Raw genomic sequence first — 18,050 nt, 5'->3', positions numbered from 1 at the left:
TCCGATTCACAGGTTGAGCCATTGCTTGATCAGGTCGTCGAGTTGCCCCTCGAAGCCATCGCGTGCGCCTTCGAGGTGGTTCTTGCCGTAGGCGAGCGTGTAGACCTGGTCGGCGAGACCGACGGCGGCCTGGACGTTCTGGTCGACGAGCAGGATGGTGCGGCCCTCGTCCTTCAGCCGCTCCAGCTCGTCGTAGACCCCGTCCACGAGAACCGGCGCCAGTCCGACCGACGGCTCGTCGATGAGGAGCACGCTCGGCTGCAGGATGAGGGTGCGCGCGAACTCGAGCATGCGCGCCTGGCCACCGCTCAGGCTGCCGGCGATGCGCATCCGAAGGGGCTTGAGAACCTCGTAGCGGTCGAGCATCGCGTCGACCGCCGCCTGGAAGGCGCCGCGGTCCGAGCGGAGCTGCCATGCGCCGAGGCGAAGGTTGTCGAGCACCGTGAGTTCGGGGAAGACGGACCGGCCCTGTGGCAGGACCGCGATGCCGCGGCTCAATCGCTCGCCGGGATCGAGGTGGGAGATGTCTTCGCCGGCGAGCGTGACCGTCCCGGTGCGGGGCTTGAGGAACCCGGACATGATCCGGAGCGCCGTCGACTTGCCCGAGCCGTTCGGCCCGAGGACGACCGTGACCTTGGCCGGCTCGATGCGCATGCTGACGTCGTCGAGGACGATGTCGTTGGCGAAGTATCCGGCGGTGACGCCGTTGAGCCTGAGTTCGGGAGCGGTCCCGTCGGTGGCGGTCATCCGCGTTCCCCCCTCGCGGCCGGGCCGTGCCCGAGGTAGGCCTCGATGACGCGCGGGTGGGAGGTCACATCGGCCGGCGTTCCGGAGGCGATGACCTCGCCGTCCGACATGCAGATGATGTCGGAGCACAGGCGGGTGAGGTCGGGGATCTCATGGCTCACAATGAGGAAGGCCGTTCCTTGCTTGTTCTTCTCGATGATGCGCTCGCGCATCACTTCCTTGACGCTCGGGTGGACGCCCGCGAACGGCTCGTCCATGAGGACGATGTGCGGGTCCGTCATGAGAGCGCGGACGAACTCGAGCAGCTTCTGCTGCCCGCCGGACAGCTCGCTCGCCGGGGTGTCCCGGTGACCGAGGAGCCCGACGAAGGAGAGGAGCTCCTCCGCCTTCTCGGTCCACTTCGACCCACGCCCCTTGCTGTGCAGGACGGGGACCAGGAGGTTCTCGATCGCGGTGATGGTCGTGAAGACCCGCGGATTCTGGAACGTCCGGGTCACCCCCGCCCTGACGAAGGATGTGCTCGACTTGCCGGCGAGTTCGGTGCCCTGGACTCGGATCGAACCGCTGTCCGGGGAGATCGCGCCGTTGAGGAGGTTGAGTGTTGTCGTCTTTCCCGAGCCGTTGGGCCCGATCAGGCCGACGATGGTCGCCGACTCGATCTCGAACGACGTGTTGTCGACCGCCGTCATCCCGCCAAAACTCTTGGCAAGCGACTGGGTTTCAATGACCGACGTCATTCACTCAACCTCCTCTTCGGACTCGAACTCAGTTCCGGTACGGAATCACCGCGTCAGCGGTGGCCTGGTCGATCGGCCAGATGAGTTCGTTGCCGCCGTCCTGGTACTGGACCAGGAGCGCCGCGAAGTCAACCGTTCCGTCGGCCGCGTACTTGAGCTTGCCGGCCACCGTGTCGAAGGTGTTGTCGCCAATGTAGTCACGCAGCGTCTGCGAGTCGAGGGACTTGGTTCCCTCGATCGACTGCTGGATGACCTGACCGGCGGCGTAGGCCGTGGCCGCGTAGGCGGGCAGGACCGGAACATCGAGCTCTCCGAGGATGTAGTCCGCGAACTCCTTCAGGCCGGGGTTCGGCTGCGTGAGCCAGGTACCGACGGTGGAGAACACGTTGATCGCCGCAGCGCCGTTGTCCGGCCAGTTCGGCAGGCTCGTGACCTGGGAACCGCACTGGCAGTAGAAGTCCGGCTTGTAGTCGTTGTCGTAGACGGTCTTCGCGATGAGCGCGGCATCGTTCGGCAGGCTCAGCGCCACGAGGGCGTCTGCGCCGGACTGCTTGACCCGCTGGATGAGGCTCGACAGATCGGTGGCGGTCTGGTCGTATTCCTCGTCGACGACGATCTCGATCCCGCGCTCCTTGGCGTAGTTCACGACACCGCCCTCACCGTTGACGCCCGAGCGCGCAACGAGGGTGAACGGGTTCTGGGCGGTGATGACCGCGAGGGTCTTCGGCTTCTGGTCGTCCGGAAGCGTGTCGAAGTAGGAGAACAGGGGAAGCGAGTACTCGCTCTCCTGGTAGGGCCAGGTGCTCACGAGGAGGTCGGACTTGCCGTGGAGCTCCTTCGCGACGAATCCGGCGTTGACCATGAGCTTGCCTGCACGCTCGCTGATCGGAACGACGGCACCACCAACGGCGGTCGTGTACGGGGCGAGGAGGATGTCCACCTCGTCCTCGTTGATGAGCTGCTGGTAGAGCTGCTGGGCGACGGTCGGGTTGCTCTCGTCGTCGTAGAGGATGAGGTCCACCTGGCGACCCATGATGCCGCCGGCCTTGTTGACGTCATCCGCCCAGTGCTCGTAGGTGATCTTGTACGCCGCGGACGGACCGGAGTAGATCCCGGTCAGGCCGAGCGTTCCGCCGACGACGATGGGACTGGTGTCGGCGGGATCGGATGGACCGCCCGCATCCGGGGAACACCCGGTGAGAGCGAGGAGGAGGGCCGCTGCGGCACCGATCGGTGCAAGCAGGAGGCGCCTTCCCTTCCTGGAAAGGGAAATGGACTTCATCGTGAACTCCTTTGTTCGTCGCGGTGATGCGACCTTTGCTGGGGTGATTGCGTCTCGAACAGACGGGTCCGGTGCCCGTACAGCCAGGCATCGATCCGTGCATTCGATTGCAGAATAGTTTCACGGCACTCTTCAAGTGTCAAGTCAGACTGAACAAATGAGCCCAAAATGTTCACTCTCACCCTCCATGCGACCGACTGCGAACCGCAATGGTAACCGAAAGATAGAGATTTTCGAACATCCGCAAAGATTTCGTCGACTGCTAGCATCCTCACATGGGCCAACCCTTCAAGACCCGGCATGAGGCGGTCTTCAGCCGCCTGCGATCCGACATCCTGACCGGCCGACTGCAGCCGGGGAGCAAGCTTCCGTTCTCGGAGCTCTGCGAGCACTATGAGGTCAGTGTCGGGGTGCTCCGCGAAGCGCTCTCCCGACTGCTCGAACAGGGTCTCGTCAGGAGTGCACCGCAACAGGGCTACTTCGTGACGGCGATCTCGCGCAGCGGCCTCGTGCACCTCACGACGGCACGGCGGGAGATCGAGACCCTGACCTTCCGCCTGGCCATCGCCGATGGCGACACGGTCTGGGAGTCCGAGGTCCTCGCCGCGCATCACCGTCTCGCGCAATGCCCCGAGACCACCGACGACGACCCCGACCGGATCAACGAGGAGTGGGCATCCCAGCACCAGGTCTTCCACGAGACCCTCCTGAGAGGCTGCGGAAACCCCTGGCTGATCGATATCGCCGCCGACCTGCGCGCCTCGGCAGAGCTCTACCGTCGCTGGTCGGTCCCGAAAGGCCACGAGCATGCTCGCGACATAGCCGGCGAGCATCGGGCGATCACGGATGCCGCCATCGCCCGGGATGCCGAGCTCGCCTCGGCGCTCCTGGCACGGCACATCTCGCTCACCACCGAGCTGCTGCTCGAGTCCGGCCTCGTGGACGACGACGCTGACGACGCGATGACCACTCGATCGGTATAATTTCGAAATCTTTGGCAATAATCGAAGATACGGTTACCATCGGACTGACCACCCCGCTCGGACCACGCCCACGAAGGAGAGGACATGATGTCCCAGAACCGCGCACCCAACCGACCCATCGTCGCGCCCACCTTCCACCACACGACCTTCACGACCCTCCGACTCCAGGAGATGGTCGACTGGTACCGCACGGTGGCGGGACTCGAACCGGTCTTCCACGGCGAGGGCGGGGCCTGGCTCAGCAATGACGAGGCCAACCACCGGATCGCCCTGCTGTCGCCTCCGAACCTCAAGCATCCGGTCGACAAGCCCCATACGACGGGGCTACACCACACCGCGTTCGAGTACGCGACCTTCGACCAGTGGCTGGACAATTACGTCCGCCTCCGCGATGAGGGGATCCTGCCGTTCCTCACCCTCGACCACGGCATGACGATGTCGATCTACTACGCGGACCCCGACGGCAACGGCGTCGAGATCCAGGTCGACACCTTCGGCGACTGGGATGCCTCGAAGTCGTGGATGTACTTCTCGATCGAGTTCGCCGACAACCCCATCGGCACCCACTTCGATCCGGAACGGCTCGTCGAAGCCCGAGAGGCCGGCCTCGGCTTCACCGAGATCCACACGCGGGCCCTGGCCGGGGAGTACCTTCCCGCGGTCATCCCCGAGATCTACCTGCCCGAAGTGTACTGAGGGCGGCCGAACCCATGAGCGGTCCGATCACCGACCAGGAGATCCTCGTCGGCACCCTGCCGACGACCTTCCGCGTGCTCGCCGACCACGTGGGCGGCGCCTTCAGCATCGTCGAGCAGACGGTCGCACCGGGCGTGCTCGTCTGGCCGCACGTGCACACCGACCACGACCAGGTCGCGATCGTGATCTCCGGTGAACTCGGCGTGCGCGTCGGGGATCGTGAATGGACGGCCGGCCCCGGCGACATCGCGGTCCGACCGCGCCACATCCCCCACACGGTGTGGAACGCCGGATCGGAGCCCGCGCGGTTCCTCGAGATCAGCGCGCCGGGAGACTTCGAGGAGTACTTCCAGCGCTTCTCCGAGCTCGACGCCGATGACACCGCCGGCCGGAGCGGACTCCAAGCGGCGTTCGGCGTCAGCGGGGTTCCCCACTGGGTCGAAGAGCTCAGTACCCGCTACGCGGTCGAGCTCTAACCCCCTGCGGAAGGAACGGGACATGGACATCGGATTCGCCGGAGTCGGCCGGATGGGCCGCCACTTCGCCCTCCACCTCGCGCGCGCGGGTCACCGGGTGATCGCCTTCGACCCCGTCGTGCGGGCCGACGAGGAGCTCGAGGGCGCCGGAATCTCGCTCGTCGACGACGTGGCCACGATCGCTGCAACGCCGCTCTCCCTCAGCATGCTTCCGGATGCCGGCAGCGCCCGGCAGCTCCTCGAGGGCGACGGCGGGCTGTTCGCGGCGGCCGTCGAAGGCCACCGCCACGTGTTGATGGGCACGATGGGAATCGGTGTCGTTCAGGAGCTGGCCGTCGAGGCGGCGCGCAACGGCGTCGGCCTCGCCGACGCCCCGGTCTCCGGGAGCGTCGCCGCTGCGCGCGCCCGTACGCTCACGACCATGGTCGGGTCGACCCCCGAGCTCTTCGAGGAGCTCCGTCCGGTGCTCGCAGAATTCACGAAGGCGCAGTTCCACGTCGGCCCGGTCGGCTCGGGCAACGTCGTCAAGCTCGCAGTCAACGTCGTCGTCGGTTCCGTCAACGAGTCCGTGGCCGAAGCACTCCTGCTGGCGACGAAGGCGGGGGTCGACCGGAGCCTCTTCTACGAGGTGCTCCAGGCCGGGGCGGGCGGCGGCGCCTACGTGGACTACAAGAAGGACGCCTTCCTCGCCGCGGGCGACCCTCCCGTCGACGCACCCGTGACCCTCATCCACAAGGACCTCACCCTGGCCGCAGAGCTCGCCGACCAGCTCGGAATCCGCCTCCCGGGTGCCGCGGCCAATGCGGGTGTCCTCGCGGATGCCATCGCCCGCGGGCACGGAAACCTCGACCTCTCGCGCATCGGCATCGCCCTCGAAGCCGACTCCGCGAACTGACAGAACCGATCGAACCGACCAGGAAAGAGAACTACAGTGCGCATCGCCAATATCGACGGACGACTCACGATCGTCGCGACGACCGACCACGGCATCGACGTGGAGCGGGCGTCCGGCGGACGGTTCGCGGCCGAGCCGACCGCGGTGTTCGACCGCTGGGACGAGTTCTCCGAATGGGCAGCGGGCCTCGAGGACATCGCCGCCGAGGTCGAGCTCCGACCCGACCGCATCGGCGCCCCGTCGCCGACCCCGCGTCAGATCTTCGCTGTCGGGCTCAACTATCGCGCTCACGCCGACGAATCGGGATTCTCCATCCCGGACTCCCCCGTGGTGTTCACCAAGTACCAGAGCGCCCTCACCGGACCGAACACGACCGTGCGGCTGCCCTCCGGCGGTCACACCGACTGGGAGACCGAGCTCGTCGTCGTCGTCGGCCGCAAGGCATCCGCCGTGAGCGAAGACGACGCATGGGGCCATGTCGCGGGGCTCACGATCGGCCAGGATCTCTCCGAACGCATCACCCAGCGCTCGGGGCCGGCGCCCCAGTTCGGCCTCGGCAAGTCCTTCGCGGGATTCGCCCCCACCGGACCGTGGATCGTGACGCCGGACGAGTTCGCGGACCCGGACGACCTGGGCCTCGGCTGCAGCATCAACGGCGTCGAGATGCAGGACGGGAGGACGAGCTCCTTCATCTTCGGCGTGCCCCGGCTCATCAGCTACCTCTCCTCGATCGTGACCCTCCTGCCCGGCGACCTCATCTTCACCGGAACGCCCTCGGGGGTCGGCATGGGCCGCGACCCTCAGGTCTGGCTGAAGCCGGGCGACGAACTCGTCACCTGGATCGAGGGCATCGGAGAACTACGACAGTCCTTCGTGGCCTGAGCGGGCGCCGGTCCTTGGGCCGGCGCCGTGCCCGAGCGAGTGGGCTCGTGAGTCCAGTCAGTCGGCGAGCAGCAGCTCGACGTTCGACGGGTGGGCCTGGAGCTCACCCGACTCGATGCGTCGCGCAAGCTCGAGGGTCCGGGCGTTCGCCAGTACCTCGATGCCCGCCTTCGCGGCCTCGCGAACCACAAGCCCGTTGACCTCCTCGATCTCCGCGCGACGGCCCTTGCGCCAGTCCTGCAGCACGGTCGTGAGCGTGTCCGGCAGGGTCCAGTGGGAGTGCACCAGATCCAGCAGCTTCACGGCGTAGTCGTCTGGATCGCCGACGATCTCGGTGAGCCCGAAGATCGGAACGGCCCTGTTCCCCGTCGCGAGTGCGACCTGCAGCGCCTCCTGGCAGTTGCGATCCATGAACTCGCGCATTCCCGGAGTGGCAGCGGCCTCCGCCATCGGGAGGTCGAGAATCGCCGTCGGCACCAGCTCGCCGGCATTCGCCACGAGCTTCATCCACTTGGACGATCGGATGTCCTGCGAGATCTCCACCGTACCGGCGTGCTGGAGGGCGTCGACCACCTCCTGCTCGCGACCCCGGGTGGCCTCGTGGATGCCTCCGACCGTGAACCACGACTCCGCGGCCGGTGTCTGGCGCACGGTGACTCCCGGTTCGAACATATTGGAGGCCACCTCGATCACGGCGCCGATCGTGCGCTCGGGACCCACGACATCCGCGATGTCATCGATCGACATGCCATTCTGCAATCCCACCACGAGCCCATCGTCGGCGAGGAGGGGCTTGATGAGTTCGGTGGACCACTTCGTGTCGTAAGCCTTGACGACGAGGAAGACGATGTCGAACCTGTCGCGCAGCGTCGCGACCTCGCACAGGTGGTGGACCCGAACCGGGGTGGTGAAGGAGTCGGTCGGCAGCTCGACGCGCAGTCCGTTCGCACGCATGGCCTCCACGTGTGCCGGCCATTGCTCGATGAAGGTGACATCGAGTCCCGCCCTGATCAGGTCCGCCCCGATCCCGGCCCCCTGTGCGCCGGTTCCGACGAATGCGATTCTCTTGCCGCTCATGTCCGGGTCTCCTTCGTTGAGGCCGCGATGGCGCGGGTACCGCCGACCCTTTTCGGGGCGGCGGACCCAGCTGACGATCTGTTCACTCATACTTTACATTGGTACTGATCAGAGTCGAGCGAGTTGCTGAATCGTTGATACCTGTTGATCTCGCCGGTAGAGTTTCTGTTTACTAACAATGAACATGCGGTCGCCGTGTGCGACGGTATGACGCGGGCTCGCCCCGCGAGGAGCAGTTCGAAGGAGAACCGTCATGTCGGAGATCTCGTTTCTTGGACTCGGAAGCATGGGCATCGAGATGGCGAGGCGCCTCGTGGCCGCGGGTAACTCGATCCGTGTCTGGAACCGCTCGGAGTCCCCGCACTTCGCCGAACTCCTCGCGGCAGGCGCTACGAGGGCCGGAAGCGTCGACGAGGCGCTCGACGCGGACATCGCGATCTCGATGCTCGCCCACGACCAGGCCGTACGCGACTGCTTCACCGCCGAAACCCTCCGCGCCGCGCGCCCCGGGCTCGTGCACGTCAATATGGCCACCATCAGCCTGGAGACCGCCGACCACCTCGCCAGGCTCCACCGGGACGCCGGCGTCGGCTATGTCGCCGCCCCCGTCCTCGGTCGGCCCAACGTCGCGGCCGAGGGGATGCTCAACATCGTCGCCGCGGGATCCGCCGACGACATCGCGGCGGCGAAAGGGTGCCTCGACCTGCTCGGGAAGCAGACGTGGGTGGTCGGCGAGGATGCCCGAGCTGCCAACCTCGTCAAGATCGCCGTCAACTACAACCTCATCCACGCCATCCAGGCCCTCGCCGAGAGCATCACGCTCGTCGAGCGGGGCGGGGTCGACTCCTCGACCTTCGTCGACATCCTGACCGACACCTCGTTCTCGGGTTCCGCCTATGTCGGTTACGGCCGGCTCATCTCCGAGAAGCGATACGAGCCGGTCTCCTTCAGCGTCACACTCGGCCTCAAGGACCTCTCCCTCGCAGAGGGCGCAGCACGCGAGGAGGGGGTCACCCTCCTCACCGCGCCAGCACTGCGCGATGTCTACGAACGCACCCTCGCCGACCCCGCGCTCGCGGGCCTCGACTGGTCGGCCACCGCGGAGATCACCCGCGGCCTCGCCGCGAACACGGAATCGGAGTAACGCACATGACCCCCAGGATCGCGATCGTCGGCACAGGAGCGAACGGTGCCGGAATCGGCGCCGACCTCACGCGAGCCGGCCACGATGTGACCCTGATCGACCAGTGGCCGGCGAACGTGGAGGCCATCCGCGAACGCGGCGTCACCGTGAGGATGATGGGCGGTGACACGACCGTCACCAGGGTCAGGATCCACCATCTGTGCGAGGTCGCCGAACTGCGCGAGAAGTTCGACATCGTCTATGTCGTGCTGAAGGCCTACGACACCCGTTGGGGAGTCGAGCTCATCAAGCCGCTCGTCGCCGACGACGGCGTGGTCATCGGCCTGCAGAACGGCATGTCGATCGACGACGTCACCGACATCATGGGCCCGGAGCGGACCCTGGGCGGTGTGATCGAGCTGGGGGCGAACATGTTCGTGCCCGGTGAGGTCGAGCGGCACAACAACTACACCAACACCTGGTTCGCGCTCGGAAGCCCCAACCCCGTCGCCCACGCGAAGGCCGAGAAGGCTGCAGAGATCCTTCGTGCCGCCGGCACCGTGGAAGTCATCGACGACATCCGGAGCGCGAAGTGGATGAAGCTGGTCCTGAATGCGGCGGAGCTCGTTCCGTCCGCGGTTCTCGACTACTCGATCCAGGCCGCTGCGGAGATCCCCGAGATGCGCGAGCTCATGCTCGAGGCCGGCAACGAAGCGGTTCGCGCCGTCTACCAGGAGGGTCTCGAGGTCGTGCCGATCTTCGGGCTGACCGAGGTCGACCCGGCGACGTTCGTCACCGAGATCTTCGACCTGCTTCTCGCGGGCTTCTCCCTCCCCACCACGAAGACCACCATCCTGCACGACTGGCTCAAGGGCCGCCGCAGCGAAGCACGGGAGATCAATGGCCTGGTCGTCGACGTGCTCGGCGCCGAGAACGCGCCGGTCAACGCCGCCTGCGTGGAGTTGTCGGAGCGCATCGAGCGCGGTGAGGCGACACTCGGCATCGAGAACGTCGCGCTCCTCCGGGAACTGGCCGGTTACGCCACTTCGTAGTCGACGCAGGCGCGCGCCGACACGATGGTCTTGCCGAATTCGATGACCTCGACGTGAAGCGGATGCGCCTGGTAGGCCTCGAGGTCCTCGTAGCTGTCGTGGTGTGAGACGAGCACGAGGTCGTAGTGATCGGCGATCCGTCCGACGTCGGTTCCCACGCTGATCGACTGGAGTCCGGGAACCTTCCCCCCGAGATCCCGGATGCGACGGGCGAACTCGGCCGTCTGTTCCGCACGCACCCGAGGGTCGGTCTCCGCGAGCTTGAATGCGATGTTGTGAACGATCATCGTCGACTCCTCGAGACTCGGCGGGGAGGTATTCACCGCCGCACAGTTTGTTCAGTGTAACTTAACGGTGTTCACTGTCGCTGTGTTAGCATCCTGGCACGCCAGCGGTGACCTCCCGGAACGGAGCCGCCCGGCACGATCCCCTACCATGACGAAGGAGTCCGCCAGATGGTCAAAGTCGCAGTGCTCGGAGCAGGAGCCAACGGCGCCTCCATCGGGGCGGACCTCACCGCGGCTGGAGTCGACGTCACCCTGATCGAGCAGTGGCCGGCGCATGCCGAGGCGATGCGCGAACGCGGCGTGACCATCAACATGCCCGACCGTACCCTCGTGCAACCGGTCGACGTGCGCCACCTCTGCCAGGTCGCCGAGCTGCGCGAGAAGTTCGATGTGGTGTTCATGCTCATGAAGGCCTACGACAGCGGGTGGGCCGCGCAGCTCATCGAGCCGCACCTCGCCGAGGACGGCATCCTGGTCGGCGTCCAGAACGGCATGACGGCCGACACGATCGCCGACGTTGTCGGTGCCCATCGCACCCTCGGCTGCGTCATCGAGATCTCCTCCATGATGTTCGAACCCGGTGTCATCGAACGCAACTCCGGTCCCGACCGTTCCTGGTTCGCGCTCGGCAGCATCGACGCGTCGACGAGAGGTCGCGAGGAGGAAGTCGCCGCCCTCCTGCGTCGCACCGGCGCCGTCGACATCGTCGACGACATCCGCTCGGCCAAGTGGATGAAGCTCGTGAGCAACTCCACGACCCTCGTCACCACGGCCATCCTCGGCCTGCCCATGCTCGAGGCGGTCGCGCAGCCCGGGATGCGCGAACTCATGGTCCGCTCCGGCCAGGAGGCGCTCGACGCCGGGCGCGCCCAGGGCTACTCGGTGCTCCCGATCTTCGGTCTCACCGCGGATGCCGTTGCCGACTACGACAGCGTCGTCGAGACGCTCCTCGACGCGCTCCTGGAGGGATTCGTGCTCCCCCAGACGAAGACCACGATCCTCCAGGACTGGGTCAAGGGGCGCCACTCCGAGGTCGACGACATCAACGGCGCCGTGGTGGCTGCCAGTGCCGAGCACGGGCTTTCGGCGCCGGTCAACGCCACGGTCGTCGAGCTGGCCCACCGCATCGAGCGCGGCGACCTGCAGCCGGGGCCGCAGAACCTCACCCTGCTGCGCGAGTTCGCCGCCCGCTGATCGCCCGGTCGATCCGAAGCACCGCGCCGGGCCGGCCCCGGATCAGGTCGAGCGAGTGCGCGCGATCTCGTAGAGCGCGACGCTCGCCGCGATGCCCGCGTTGAGCGACTCGGTCGTCGCAGCGATCGGGATCGAGACGACCGCGTCGCAGGTCTCGGTCACGAGTCGCGACAGTCCCTTGCCCTCGCTGCCGACCACGACGACGAGCGGGGACTTCGCCCAGCTGAGGCCCGGCAGCGACACCTCTCCACCGCCGTCCAGCCCGAGCACGAACACGCCGCGTTCCTTGAGAGCCTTGAGCGTCTGCGTCAGGTTGCTCGCCATCGCGACGGGTGTGCGGGCCGCCGCTCCCGCCGAGGTCTTCCACGCCGCCGCGGTCATCCCGACCGACCGGCGCTGCGGAACGATCACGCCCTGCCCTCCGAATGCCGCCACCGAACGGATGATCGCCCCGAGGTTCCGCGGGTCGGTCACCCCGTCGAGCGCCACGAGCAGCGGCACCTTCCCCTGCGACAGGACCTTCTCGAGCAGTTCGATCGGGTGCGCGTACTCATACGGCGGAACCTTGAGGGCGAGTCCCTGGTGCACCGAGTCGAAGCCGGCCATCCGGTCGAGCTCCGGGCGCATGACCTCGAGGATCGGCAGGCCGCGCTTGGTGGCGATCCCCATAACCTCCTTGACCCGGTCGTCGTATTCGATGCGCGAGGCGATGTAAAGCGTCGTCGCCGGGATGGCGGCCCGCAGCGCCTCGAGCACCGAGTTGCGGCCGGTCACGAACTCCGACTCGTCCGACGACTTCGGGCGGCGCTGCCGCGGCGCGGCATCCGGTCCCTGGGCGGGTTTACGCTTGCCGCCGGATGCCTCGTAGCGATCCGCCGCGGCCTTGCGCTTGCCGGCGGGGTGGTACGGGCGGTCCTCCGCCTTCGGCGTCGGCTTCCTACCCTCGAGCGCCTGGCGGCCCTGCCCGCCGGAGCCGACCTGCCCTCCCCTGCTCTTCTTGCGCACCGCGCCGGGGCGGCCATGCCTGGGTCCTGGTGTCTTCACGCGATACTCCAATGGGTTCCGGTCGGCGAGTCCTCGAGCTGGATGCCGGCCTCCGACAGCTCATCACGGATCCGGTCGGCCGCGGCGAAGTCCTTCGCCGCGCGAGCCGCCTCCCGGTCCCCGATGAGCCGCTCGACGAGGCGGGAAAGGGCGGGCGCCGCCGCATCCGTCGCCGCCTCCCGCCAGGGGTGTGCGAGCGGGTTGATGCCCAGCACATCCGTCATCGCGAAGACTTCGCCCCGGATGGCGGCCGCCGCCGCCAGGTCGTCCGCGTCGAGGGCCGCATTCCCCGCGCGGACCCGGTCGTGAAGCACGGCGAGCGCCTGCGGGACGGCGAGGTCGTCATCCATCGCCGCAGCGAAGGCATCCGGCACGACGAGCGCGCCACTGCCGGCGAACGGAGTCCCGTCCAGTCGGCGGTCGACGCGCTCGAGGAACACCTCGATGCGTTCGAGCGCAGCCTCCGCCTCCACGAGCGCACCGTCGTGGTAGTCGATCGTCGAACGGTAATGGGCGGAGCCGAGGTAGTAGCGCACGACGATGGGCCGCGCCTGCCGCAGGAACTCGGAGGCGAAGATCGAGTTGCCGAGCGACTTCGACATCTTCTGGCCCTCGACGTTCACGAGGCCGTTGTGCACCCAGTAGTTCGCGAACCCGTCGCCGGCCGCCGTCGACTGGGCGAGCTCGTTCTCGTGGTGCGGGAAGCGCAGGTCGAGTCCCCCGCCGTGGATGTCGAACCTGCTCCCGAGGTACCGGCTCGCCATCGCCGAGCACTCGATGTGCCAGCCCGGGCGGCCAGGCCCCCAGGGCGAAGGCCAGCTCGCCGACTCCGGCTCGTCTGTCTTGTGGCCCTTCCAGAGCGCGAAGTCGCGGGGTTCGCGCTTGCCGCGCGGGTCGGCATCCGCAGCCGGGGCCATGTCTTCGGGCTTCTGCCGGGTGAGCTCGCCGTAGGCCGGCCAGGAGCCGGTGTCGAAGTAGACGTCGCCGGAGGCATCCGGGGCCGGGTAGGCGTGGCCGGCGTCGATGAGATGTTGGATGATCTCCTGCATCTGCCCGATGCTCGCGGTCGCGCGCGGCTCGTAGGTGGGGGGCAGGATGCCGAGGGCCGTGTACCCGGCCGTGAACTCGAGCTCGAAACGGTAGGCGAGCGCCCACCATTGTTCCGCGCTGCCCTCGGCGGTCGCGCTCGCGAGGATCTTGTCGTCGATGTCGGTGACGTTGCGCACGAGGGTGACGCGATAGCCGCGGTATCCGAGCCAGCGCCGCCACAGGTCGTAGACGAGGGCGGAACGGAGGTGCCCGATGTGCGGCGAGGACTGCACGGTGGGCCCGCAGACGTACATGCCGACCTCGCCGTCGACGAGCGGGACGAGGTCGTTCACGGTTTGCGACCGGGAGTCGTAGAGGCGCACTGTCACAGTGCAAAGCCTACTTGGCCTCGCTCAGGGGGGAGGCCGTGCGTCGGCTAACATCGGGGTGATGCACCCCATGAGCACGGCACAGTTCGAGGCAGCAGCCGGCGATGGCATTCCGCCGCTCGAGCAGGTACGCGAGGGGCTGTATTGCTATGGAGTGCCGCTGCCGGGGGTGCTCCCCCACTTCACGCTCAGCTATCTCGTGCTGGATGACGCCGGCGGCGTGCACATCATCGACCCGGGCTGGGACTCCGACGAGAACTGGCATGCGCTTGAGGCGGTGCTCGCCGGGCTGGGGCGCGGCATCCGGGATGTGGCGACGGTGACCGTGACCCACCTGCACCCCGACCACCTGGGGATGGCCGAGCGCGTGCGGCAGGCATCCGGAGCGGTGGTCGCGCTGCATCGTGCGGAGCAGGATGCGATCCGCGAGCTCACGAGCCCGGCCGACGACCCTCTGTCCGCGGATGCGGCGGCGGTCGATCGCTTCGCCGGATGGGGAGTGCCGGCCGATCGGCATCCGGAGCTTCTCGACGCCGTGCACCGGCGAGGAGCCTGGGATCCGTTCACGGCGGACCGGCTGCTCGACGACGGCGACCTGCTCGACATCCCCGGGCTGGAGCTGCGCGCCCTGCACACGCCGGGCCACACGACCGGGCACCTCGCCATCCTGGATGCCGAACGCCAGCTCGTCTTCACCGGGGACCTGCTGCTGCCCAACCAGTTCCCCGGCATCGGCCTGGGCGGCACACCGGATGTCAACCCGATCGAGGCCTATCTGCGCTCGCTCTCGCTCGTGGCGTCTTTCGACGACCACGAGGCGCTGCCGGGGCATGGTTACCGCTTCACCGGGATCGCCGAGCGGTGCGCCGAGACCGCTGCCCACCATGACCGGCGCACGCGGGAGGTGTCAGCGGCGCTCGCCGCCACGGATGCCGGGGCAGGCACTGTCTGGTCGGTCGCGAGCGGCCTCACCTGGACGGCCGGCTGGGAGAACCTCCACGGTTTCGCCCTGCACTCCGCGCTCTCGCAGACGGCCCTGCACATCGGCCGAGCACAGAACTCCGCTCCCTGAGGGGACTGGATCAGCCCTGCAAGCTAGGAGGCGAGAACCTCGTCGAGCACGGTAGAGGCCTTCTCCTCGTCGGTCTTCTCGGCGAGCGCGAGCTCGGAGATGAGGATCTGGCGGGCCTTCGCGAGCATCCGCTTCTCCCCGGCCGAGAGGCCGCGGTCCTGGTCGCGGCGCCACAGGTCGCGAACGACCTCCGAGACCTTGATGACGTCGCCGGAGGCGAGTTTCTCGAGGTTGGCCTTGTAGCGGCGGGACCAGTTGGTCGGCTCCTCAGTGAACGGGGCGCGCAGCACCTCGAACACCTGGTCGAGGCCTTCCTTGCCGATGACGTCGCGGACGCCGACGAGGTCGACGTTCTCGGCCGGAACCTCGATCGTGAGGTCGCCCTGCGTGACGTTCAGTTTCAGGTAGAGCTTCTCTTCACCCCGGACGGTCCTCTTCTTGACCTCAGTGATGGTTGCTGCCCCGTGATGGGGATAGACGACAGTCTCGCCGACCTCGAAAAGCATTGATTGGGCTCCATTCCGCGACCAACAGTTTACCACAGGGGCACCGACGGCCCCAGGGCGGGTCCGGAGCCCGAAGGGCAGCGACGCTAGGCTAAACTCGCAACTGAGTTCCGCGGGATCATCGCCCGAGAACGACATCCGGTTAAACCCTCGGAGGATCCCTTGAGAGTACGTCCTGGCAGGAGAGCCGTCGCGGCAGCACTCGGCGCAGCACTCGTCCTTGGCGCCCTCACCGGCTGCACCTTCATCACCCCGCAGGCCACCACAGTGCACTATGACGCGAGCGACGGTATCGGCGCGACGGTCGGCGACCTCCAGGTCCGCAATGCGCTGCTGCTCACCGCCGACGGCACGACCGGCAGCCTGCTCATCAACCTCGACAACCCGACGAAGTACGGCGTGCAGGTCAAGGTGCAGTACGAGAATGCCGACAAGGCAAAGGTGGACGACACGGTCTACGTCAACGCAGGCTCCGTCGCGAGCTTCGGCGGGCAGGACTCCGACCGCATCCTCCTGACCGGCATCGACGCGCCCGCTGGGTCGCTCTTCCCGGTGTTCATCCAGTACGGCGACGTGACCGGCAAGCAACTGTGGGTTCCCGTGCTCGACGGCTCCATGAGCCAGTACGCCCCCTTGGTGCCGTAGTTCCGGCAGCGGCGCAAGCCGCGAGGTGCAGCCTCAGTCCTCGAGACGGTAGCCCAGTCCGCGCACCGTCACGAGCATGACCGGGTTCGACGGGTCGCGCTCGATCCGGTTCCGGATGCGCTTGACGTGCACGTCGAGGGTCTTGGTGTCGCCGAAGTAGTCCGAGCCCCACACCCGGTCGATGAGCTGCCCACGCGTGAGCACCCGACCCGCGTTGCGCAGCAGCACCTCCAGGAGCTCGAACTCCTTGAGCGGCATCGCCGTCTCCTGTCCCCGCACCTCGACCGTGTGTCGCTCGAGATCCATCCGCACGTCGCCCGCGGTGAGCACGGCATCCTCGGCATCGCCGGTATCGATCCTTCGGCGCAGCACGGCCCGGATGCGCGCGAGCAGCTCCCGGGTCGAGTACGGCTTGGTCACGTAGTCGTCGGCCCCGAGCTCGAGCCCCACGACGATGTCGACCTCGCTGTCCTTCGCGGTCAGCATGATGATCGGCACGGTCGACACCGCCCGGAGCCGACGACACACCTCGGTTCCGGGGAAACCGGGGAGCATGAGGTCGAGCAGCACGAGGTCCGCGCCGTCCTGCTCGAACGCCGCGACCGCGGACGGCCCATCTTCGGCGATCGAAGTGCGATAGCCCTCGCGCTCGAGCAGGAAGGCGAGGGGTTCGCTCAGCGAGCGCTCGTCCTCGACGATCAGGATGTGGGTCATGCGCTCTCTCCCAGTGAGTCCGCCGTCGCGTGCGTCGCCTCGGGCAGCCGGATGGTGAAGGTGGAACCGTAGCCGGGCTGCGACCACAGCCGCACGTCCCCGCCGTGGTTCTGCGCGACATGCTTGACGATGCTGAGGCCGAGCCCCGAGCCGCCGGTGTGGCGGGAGCGGGCAGGGTCGATCCGGTAGAAGCGCTCGAAGACGCGATCCTGCTCATCGGCGGCGATGCCGATCCCCTGGTCGGTGACGGCGATCTCCACAATGCCGCCCGAGTTGCTCACGCCGATACCGACCCGCGAGCCTTTCGGCGAGTAGATGATGGCGTTGTTGATGAGGTTGTGCACGGCCACGACGAGGAGGGCGTCATCCCCGAACACTTCCGCGCCGGCGTCGCCGCCGCTCGCCATGGTGACGTTGCGGGCCTCCGCGGCGACCCGGTTCTGGTCGATGGCCGCCGCGATGACGTGGTCGATCTCCACCGTCGCCGGCCTGGCGAGCGCGTCGGCGGCCTGCAGACGGGAGAGCTCGATGATCTCCTGGGTGATCCTGGCCAGCCGGTCGGACTCCTTGGTGAGCCTCTTGGCGAAACGCTTCACCTGCTCGGGCTCCTTGGCCGCGGCCTGGAGCGCCTCGGCGAGCAGGCTCACGGCGCCGATGGGCGTTTTGAGCTCATGGCTGATGTTGGCGATGAAGTCGCGGCGGACGGCATCCAGCTTGACGCTCTCTGTGCGATCCTCGGCCAGCAGCAGCACGTACCGCGCACCCAACCGCGCGACCCGTACGAGAAGGAAGATGTTCGCGTCGCCGATCCGGCCACGCGGAAGCTCGAGCTCCCGCACGATCGGATCGCCGTAGCGGCGGACATCGTCGACGATCGCCACCAGTTCGGGGTGGACGAGGGCGTTGTTCCAGACCAGGCCGAGGGCGAGCGCTCCCGGGCTCGACTTGATGACGTTATTGGACGGGTCGAGCACGATACCGCCGGACTCGAGCGCATCGATGACCTGGTCGACGCCGTCCGGCACGGACGGGCTCACGACGGCGACCGCCCTCCTGCCCCTCCTCGCCGCGATGGTGACGATGAGCACGACGCCGGCCCCGAGCAGGATGCCGAACGCGATCGACGCGAGCACCAGCCAGGCGGGGTCCATAGCGACTAGATTAGTTACTTCGATCGTGCCACCTCGCCGAAGAGCGGTTGCGGCGGCACGACGTGGGGC

At 67.4% G+C, this 18,050-nt stretch carries 20 protein-coding genes; 10 read left to right on the top strand and 10 right to left on the bottom strand.

Translation table 11 applies throughout. From position 1 onward, the window contains the following. Positions 1-6: 6 nt before the first annotated feature. The 3 genes from ABD678_RS03995 to ABD678_RS03985 are packed head-to-tail and all read right to left on the bottom strand — an operon-like array spanning position 7 to position 2,766. A complete protein-coding gene (locus ABD678_RS03995; protein ID WP_344753941.1) occupies positions 7-747 on the bottom strand; it encodes an ABC transporter ATP-binding protein in 741 nt (246 codons plus the stop codon). Continuing rightward, positions 744-1,484: an ABC transporter ATP-binding protein gene (locus ABD678_RS03990; RefSeq protein ID WP_344753939.1), complete on the bottom strand. Its 741-nt coding sequence runs from the start codon at positions 1,482-1,484 to the stop codon at positions 744-746. Before ABD678_RS03990 ends, ABD678_RS03995 begins: the two co-directional genes overlap by 4 nt. A 28-nt stretch (positions 1,485-1,512) precedes the next feature. Then, entirely contained in the window at positions 1,513-2,766 is a 1,254-nt protein-coding gene (locus tag ABD678_RS03985; RefSeq protein ID WP_344753937.1) for an amino acid ABC transporter substrate-binding protein, read from the bottom strand. A 275-nt stretch (positions 2,767-3,041) separates the two neighbouring features. Here ABD678_RS03985 and ABD678_RS03980 point away from each other — a divergent pair, with 275 nt between their 5' ends. The 5 genes from ABD678_RS03980 (at position 3,042) to ABD678_RS03960 (ending at position 6,698) form a co-directional block, all read left to right on the top strand. Beyond that, the gene (locus ABD678_RS03980; RefSeq protein ID WP_344753935.1) at positions 3,042-3,749 is read left to right on the top strand and encodes a GntR family transcriptional regulator; all 708 of its coding nucleotides are present in this window, start codon (positions 3,042-3,044) and stop codon (positions 3,747-3,749) included. Between the two features lie 84 nt (positions 3,750-3,833). Next, positions 3,834-4,445, top strand: a complete 612-nt coding sequence (locus ABD678_RS03975) for a VOC family protein (RefSeq protein WP_344753933.1) — start codon at positions 3,834-3,836, stop codon at positions 4,443-4,445. A 14-nt stretch (positions 4,446-4,459) separates the two neighbouring features. Further along, positions 4,460-4,921, top strand: coding sequence for a cupin domain-containing protein (locus ABD678_RS03970; protein ID WP_344753931.1), 462 nt, complete (start codon positions 4,460-4,462; stop codon positions 4,919-4,921). A gap of 22 nt (positions 4,922-4,943) precedes the next feature. Continuing rightward, complete coding sequence (locus ABD678_RS03965) at positions 4,944-5,816, top strand: NAD(P)-dependent oxidoreductase (RefSeq protein ID WP_344753929.1); 873 nt, start codon at positions 4,944-4,946, stop codon at positions 5,814-5,816. A 36-nt stretch (positions 5,817-5,852) separates the two neighbouring features. Continuing rightward, positions 5,853-6,698, top strand: coding sequence for a fumarylacetoacetate hydrolase family protein (locus ABD678_RS03960; RefSeq protein ID WP_344753927.1), 846 nt, complete (start codon positions 5,853-5,855; stop codon positions 6,696-6,698). A 57-nt stretch (positions 6,699-6,755) separates the two neighbouring features. Here ABD678_RS03960 and ABD678_RS03955 read toward each other — a convergent pair whose 3' ends face one another. After that, the gene (locus ABD678_RS03955) at positions 6,756-7,775 is read right to left on the bottom strand and encodes a ketopantoate reductase family protein (RefSeq protein ID WP_344753925.1); all 1,020 of its coding nucleotides are present in this window, start codon (positions 7,773-7,775) and stop codon (positions 6,756-6,758) included. Between the two features lie 253 nt (positions 7,776-8,028). On the opposite strand from ABD678_RS03955, the gene ABD678_RS03950 reads away from it, so the two are divergent. Next, positions 8,029-8,919 carry an NAD(P)-dependent oxidoreductase gene (locus tag ABD678_RS03950; RefSeq protein WP_344753923.1) on the top strand — a complete coding sequence of 297 codons (891 nt, stop codon included), beginning with the start codon at positions 8,029-8,031 and terminating at the stop codon, positions 8,917-8,919. A gap of 5 nt (positions 8,920-8,924) precedes the next feature. Then, positions 8,925-9,950 (top strand): ketopantoate reductase family protein, encoded by a 1,026-nt coding sequence (locus ABD678_RS03945; protein WP_344753921.1) that lies wholly within the window; start codon positions 8,925-8,927, stop codon positions 9,948-9,950. Here the strand turns inward: ABD678_RS03945 and ABD678_RS03940 are convergent. Continuing rightward, the gene (locus tag ABD678_RS03940) at positions 9,935-10,237 is read right to left on the bottom strand and encodes a Dabb family protein (RefSeq protein ID WP_344753919.1); all 303 of its coding nucleotides are present in this window, start codon (positions 10,235-10,237) and stop codon (positions 9,935-9,937) included. The two genes, ABD678_RS03945 and ABD678_RS03940, sit on opposite strands and share 16 nt — an antisense overlap. Positions 10,238-10,405: 168 nt before the next feature. Here ABD678_RS03940 and ABD678_RS03935 point away from each other — a divergent pair, with 168 nt between their 5' ends. Continuing rightward, positions 10,406-11,431, top strand: coding sequence for a ketopantoate reductase family protein (locus tag ABD678_RS03935; protein WP_344753917.1), 1,026 nt, complete (start codon positions 10,406-10,408; stop codon positions 11,429-11,431). A 42-nt stretch (positions 11,432-11,473) separates the two neighbouring features. Here the strand turns inward: ABD678_RS03935 and rlmB are convergent, their stop codons facing one another. Together rlmB and cysS are read right to left on the bottom strand one after the other, a co-directional pair. Then, positions 11,474-12,475: a 23S rRNA (guanosine(2251)-2'-O)-methyltransferase RlmB gene (rlmB, locus tag ABD678_RS03930; RefSeq protein WP_344753915.1), complete on the bottom strand. Its 1,002-nt coding sequence runs from the start codon at positions 12,473-12,475 to the stop codon at positions 11,474-11,476. Next, the gene (gene cysS / locus ABD678_RS03925) at positions 12,472-13,893 is read right to left on the bottom strand and encodes a cysteine--tRNA ligase (RefSeq protein WP_344753913.1); all 1,422 of its coding nucleotides are present in this window, start codon (positions 13,891-13,893) and stop codon (positions 12,472-12,474) included. The genes rlmB and cysS overlap by 4 nt, the downstream gene beginning before the upstream one ends. Before the next feature lie 70 nt (positions 13,894-13,963). On the opposite strand from cysS, the gene ABD678_RS03920 reads away from it, so the two are divergent. Beyond that, entirely contained in the window at positions 13,964-14,965 is a 1,002-nt protein-coding gene (locus tag ABD678_RS03920; RefSeq protein WP_344753911.1) for an MBL fold metallo-hydrolase, read from the top strand. A gap of 23 nt (positions 14,966-14,988) precedes the next feature. On the opposite strand, the gene ABD678_RS03915 is transcribed toward ABD678_RS03920, so the two are convergent. Further along, a complete protein-coding gene (locus ABD678_RS03915; RefSeq protein ID WP_344753909.1) occupies positions 14,989-15,471 on the bottom strand; it encodes a CarD family transcriptional regulator in 483 nt (160 codons plus the stop codon). A 162-nt stretch (positions 15,472-15,633) separates the two neighbouring features. Here ABD678_RS03915 and ABD678_RS03910 point away from each other — a divergent pair, with 162 nt between their 5' ends. After that, positions 15,634-16,116 (top strand): hypothetical protein, encoded by a 483-nt coding sequence (locus ABD678_RS03910; RefSeq protein WP_344753907.1) that lies wholly within the window; start codon positions 15,634-15,636, stop codon positions 16,114-16,116. Between the two features lie 33 nt (positions 16,117-16,149). Here ABD678_RS03910 and ABD678_RS03905 read toward each other — a convergent pair whose 3' ends face one another. Further along, on the bottom strand, positions 16,150-16,830 hold the full coding sequence (locus ABD678_RS03905) for a response regulator transcription factor (protein WP_344753905.1): 681 nt from the start codon (positions 16,828-16,830) through the stop codon (positions 16,150-16,152). Beyond that, positions 16,827-17,981, bottom strand: a complete 1,155-nt coding sequence (locus ABD678_RS03900; protein WP_344753903.1) for a sensor histidine kinase — start codon at positions 17,979-17,981, stop codon at positions 16,827-16,829. Before ABD678_RS03900 ends, ABD678_RS03905 begins: the two co-directional genes overlap by 4 nt. Positions 17,982-18,050 lie beyond the last annotated feature (69 nt).

This window comes from Leifsonella bigeumensis, from assembly GCF_039537265.1.
Classification (GTDB): Bacteria; Actinomycetota; Actinomycetes; order Actinomycetales; family Microbacteriaceae; genus Terrimesophilobacter; species Terrimesophilobacter bigeumensis.
This window is presented reverse-complemented; position numbering and strand designations above follow the sequence as displayed.

Bases quoted from the DNA above. Each gene is read 5' to 3' on its own strand.
- ABD678_RS03935 (WP_344753917.1), top strand. From the start codon at position 10,406: ATGGTCAAAGTCGCAGTGCTCGGAGCAGGAGCCAACGGCGCCTCCATC.
- ABD678_RS03915 (WP_344753909.1), bottom strand. From the start codon at position 15,471: ATGCTTTTCGAGGTCGGCGAGACTGTCGTCTATCCCCATCACGGGGCA.
- ABD678_RS03945 (WP_344753921.1), top strand. From the start codon at position 8,925: ATGACCCCCAGGATCGCGATCGTCGGCACAGGAGCGAACGGTGCCGGA.
- ABD678_RS03950 (WP_344753923.1), top strand. From the start codon at position 8,029: ATGTCGGAGATCTCGTTTCTTGGACTCGGAAGCATGGGCATCGAGATG.
- ABD678_RS03990 (WP_344753939.1), bottom strand. From the start codon at position 1,484: ATGACGTCGGTCATTGAAACCCAGTCGCTTGCCAAGAGTTTTGGCGGG.
- ABD678_RS03980 (WP_344753935.1), top strand. From the start codon at position 3,042: ATGGGCCAACCCTTCAAGACCCGGCATGAGGCGGTCTTCAGCCGCCTG.
- ABD678_RS03940 (WP_344753919.1), bottom strand. From the start codon at position 10,237: ATGATCGTTCACAACATCGCATTCAAGCTCGCGGAGACCGACCCTCGG.
- ABD678_RS03905 (WP_344753905.1), bottom strand. From the start codon at position 16,830: ATGACCCACATCCTGATCGTCGAGGACGAGCGCTCGCTGAGCGAACCC.
- ABD678_RS03920 (WP_344753911.1), top strand. From the start codon at position 13,964: ATGAGCACGGCACAGTTCGAGGCAGCAGCCGGCGATGGCATTCCGCCG.
- ABD678_RS03985 (WP_344753937.1), bottom strand. From the start codon at position 2,766: ATGAAGTCCATTTCCCTTTCCAGGAAGGGAAGGCGCCTCCTGCTTGCA.
- ABD678_RS03970 (WP_344753931.1), top strand. From the start codon at position 4,460: ATGAGCGGTCCGATCACCGACCAGGAGATCCTCGTCGGCACCCTGCCG.
- ABD678_RS03955 (WP_344753925.1), bottom strand. From the start codon at position 7,775: ATGAGCGGCAAGAGAATCGCATTCGTCGGAACCGGCGCACAGGGGGCC.
- ABD678_RS03975 (WP_344753933.1), top strand. From the start codon at position 3,834: ATGATGTCCCAGAACCGCGCACCCAACCGACCCATCGTCGCGCCCACC.
- ABD678_RS03995 (WP_344753941.1), bottom strand. From the start codon at position 747: ATGACCGCCACCGACGGGACCGCTCCCGAACTCAGGCTCAACGGCGTC.
- ABD678_RS03900 (WP_344753903.1), bottom strand. From the start codon at position 17,981: ATGGACCCCGCCTGGCTGGTGCTCGCGTCGATCGCGTTCGGCATCCTG.
- ABD678_RS03965 (WP_344753929.1), top strand. From the start codon at position 4,944: ATGGACATCGGATTCGCCGGAGTCGGCCGGATGGGCCGCCACTTCGCC.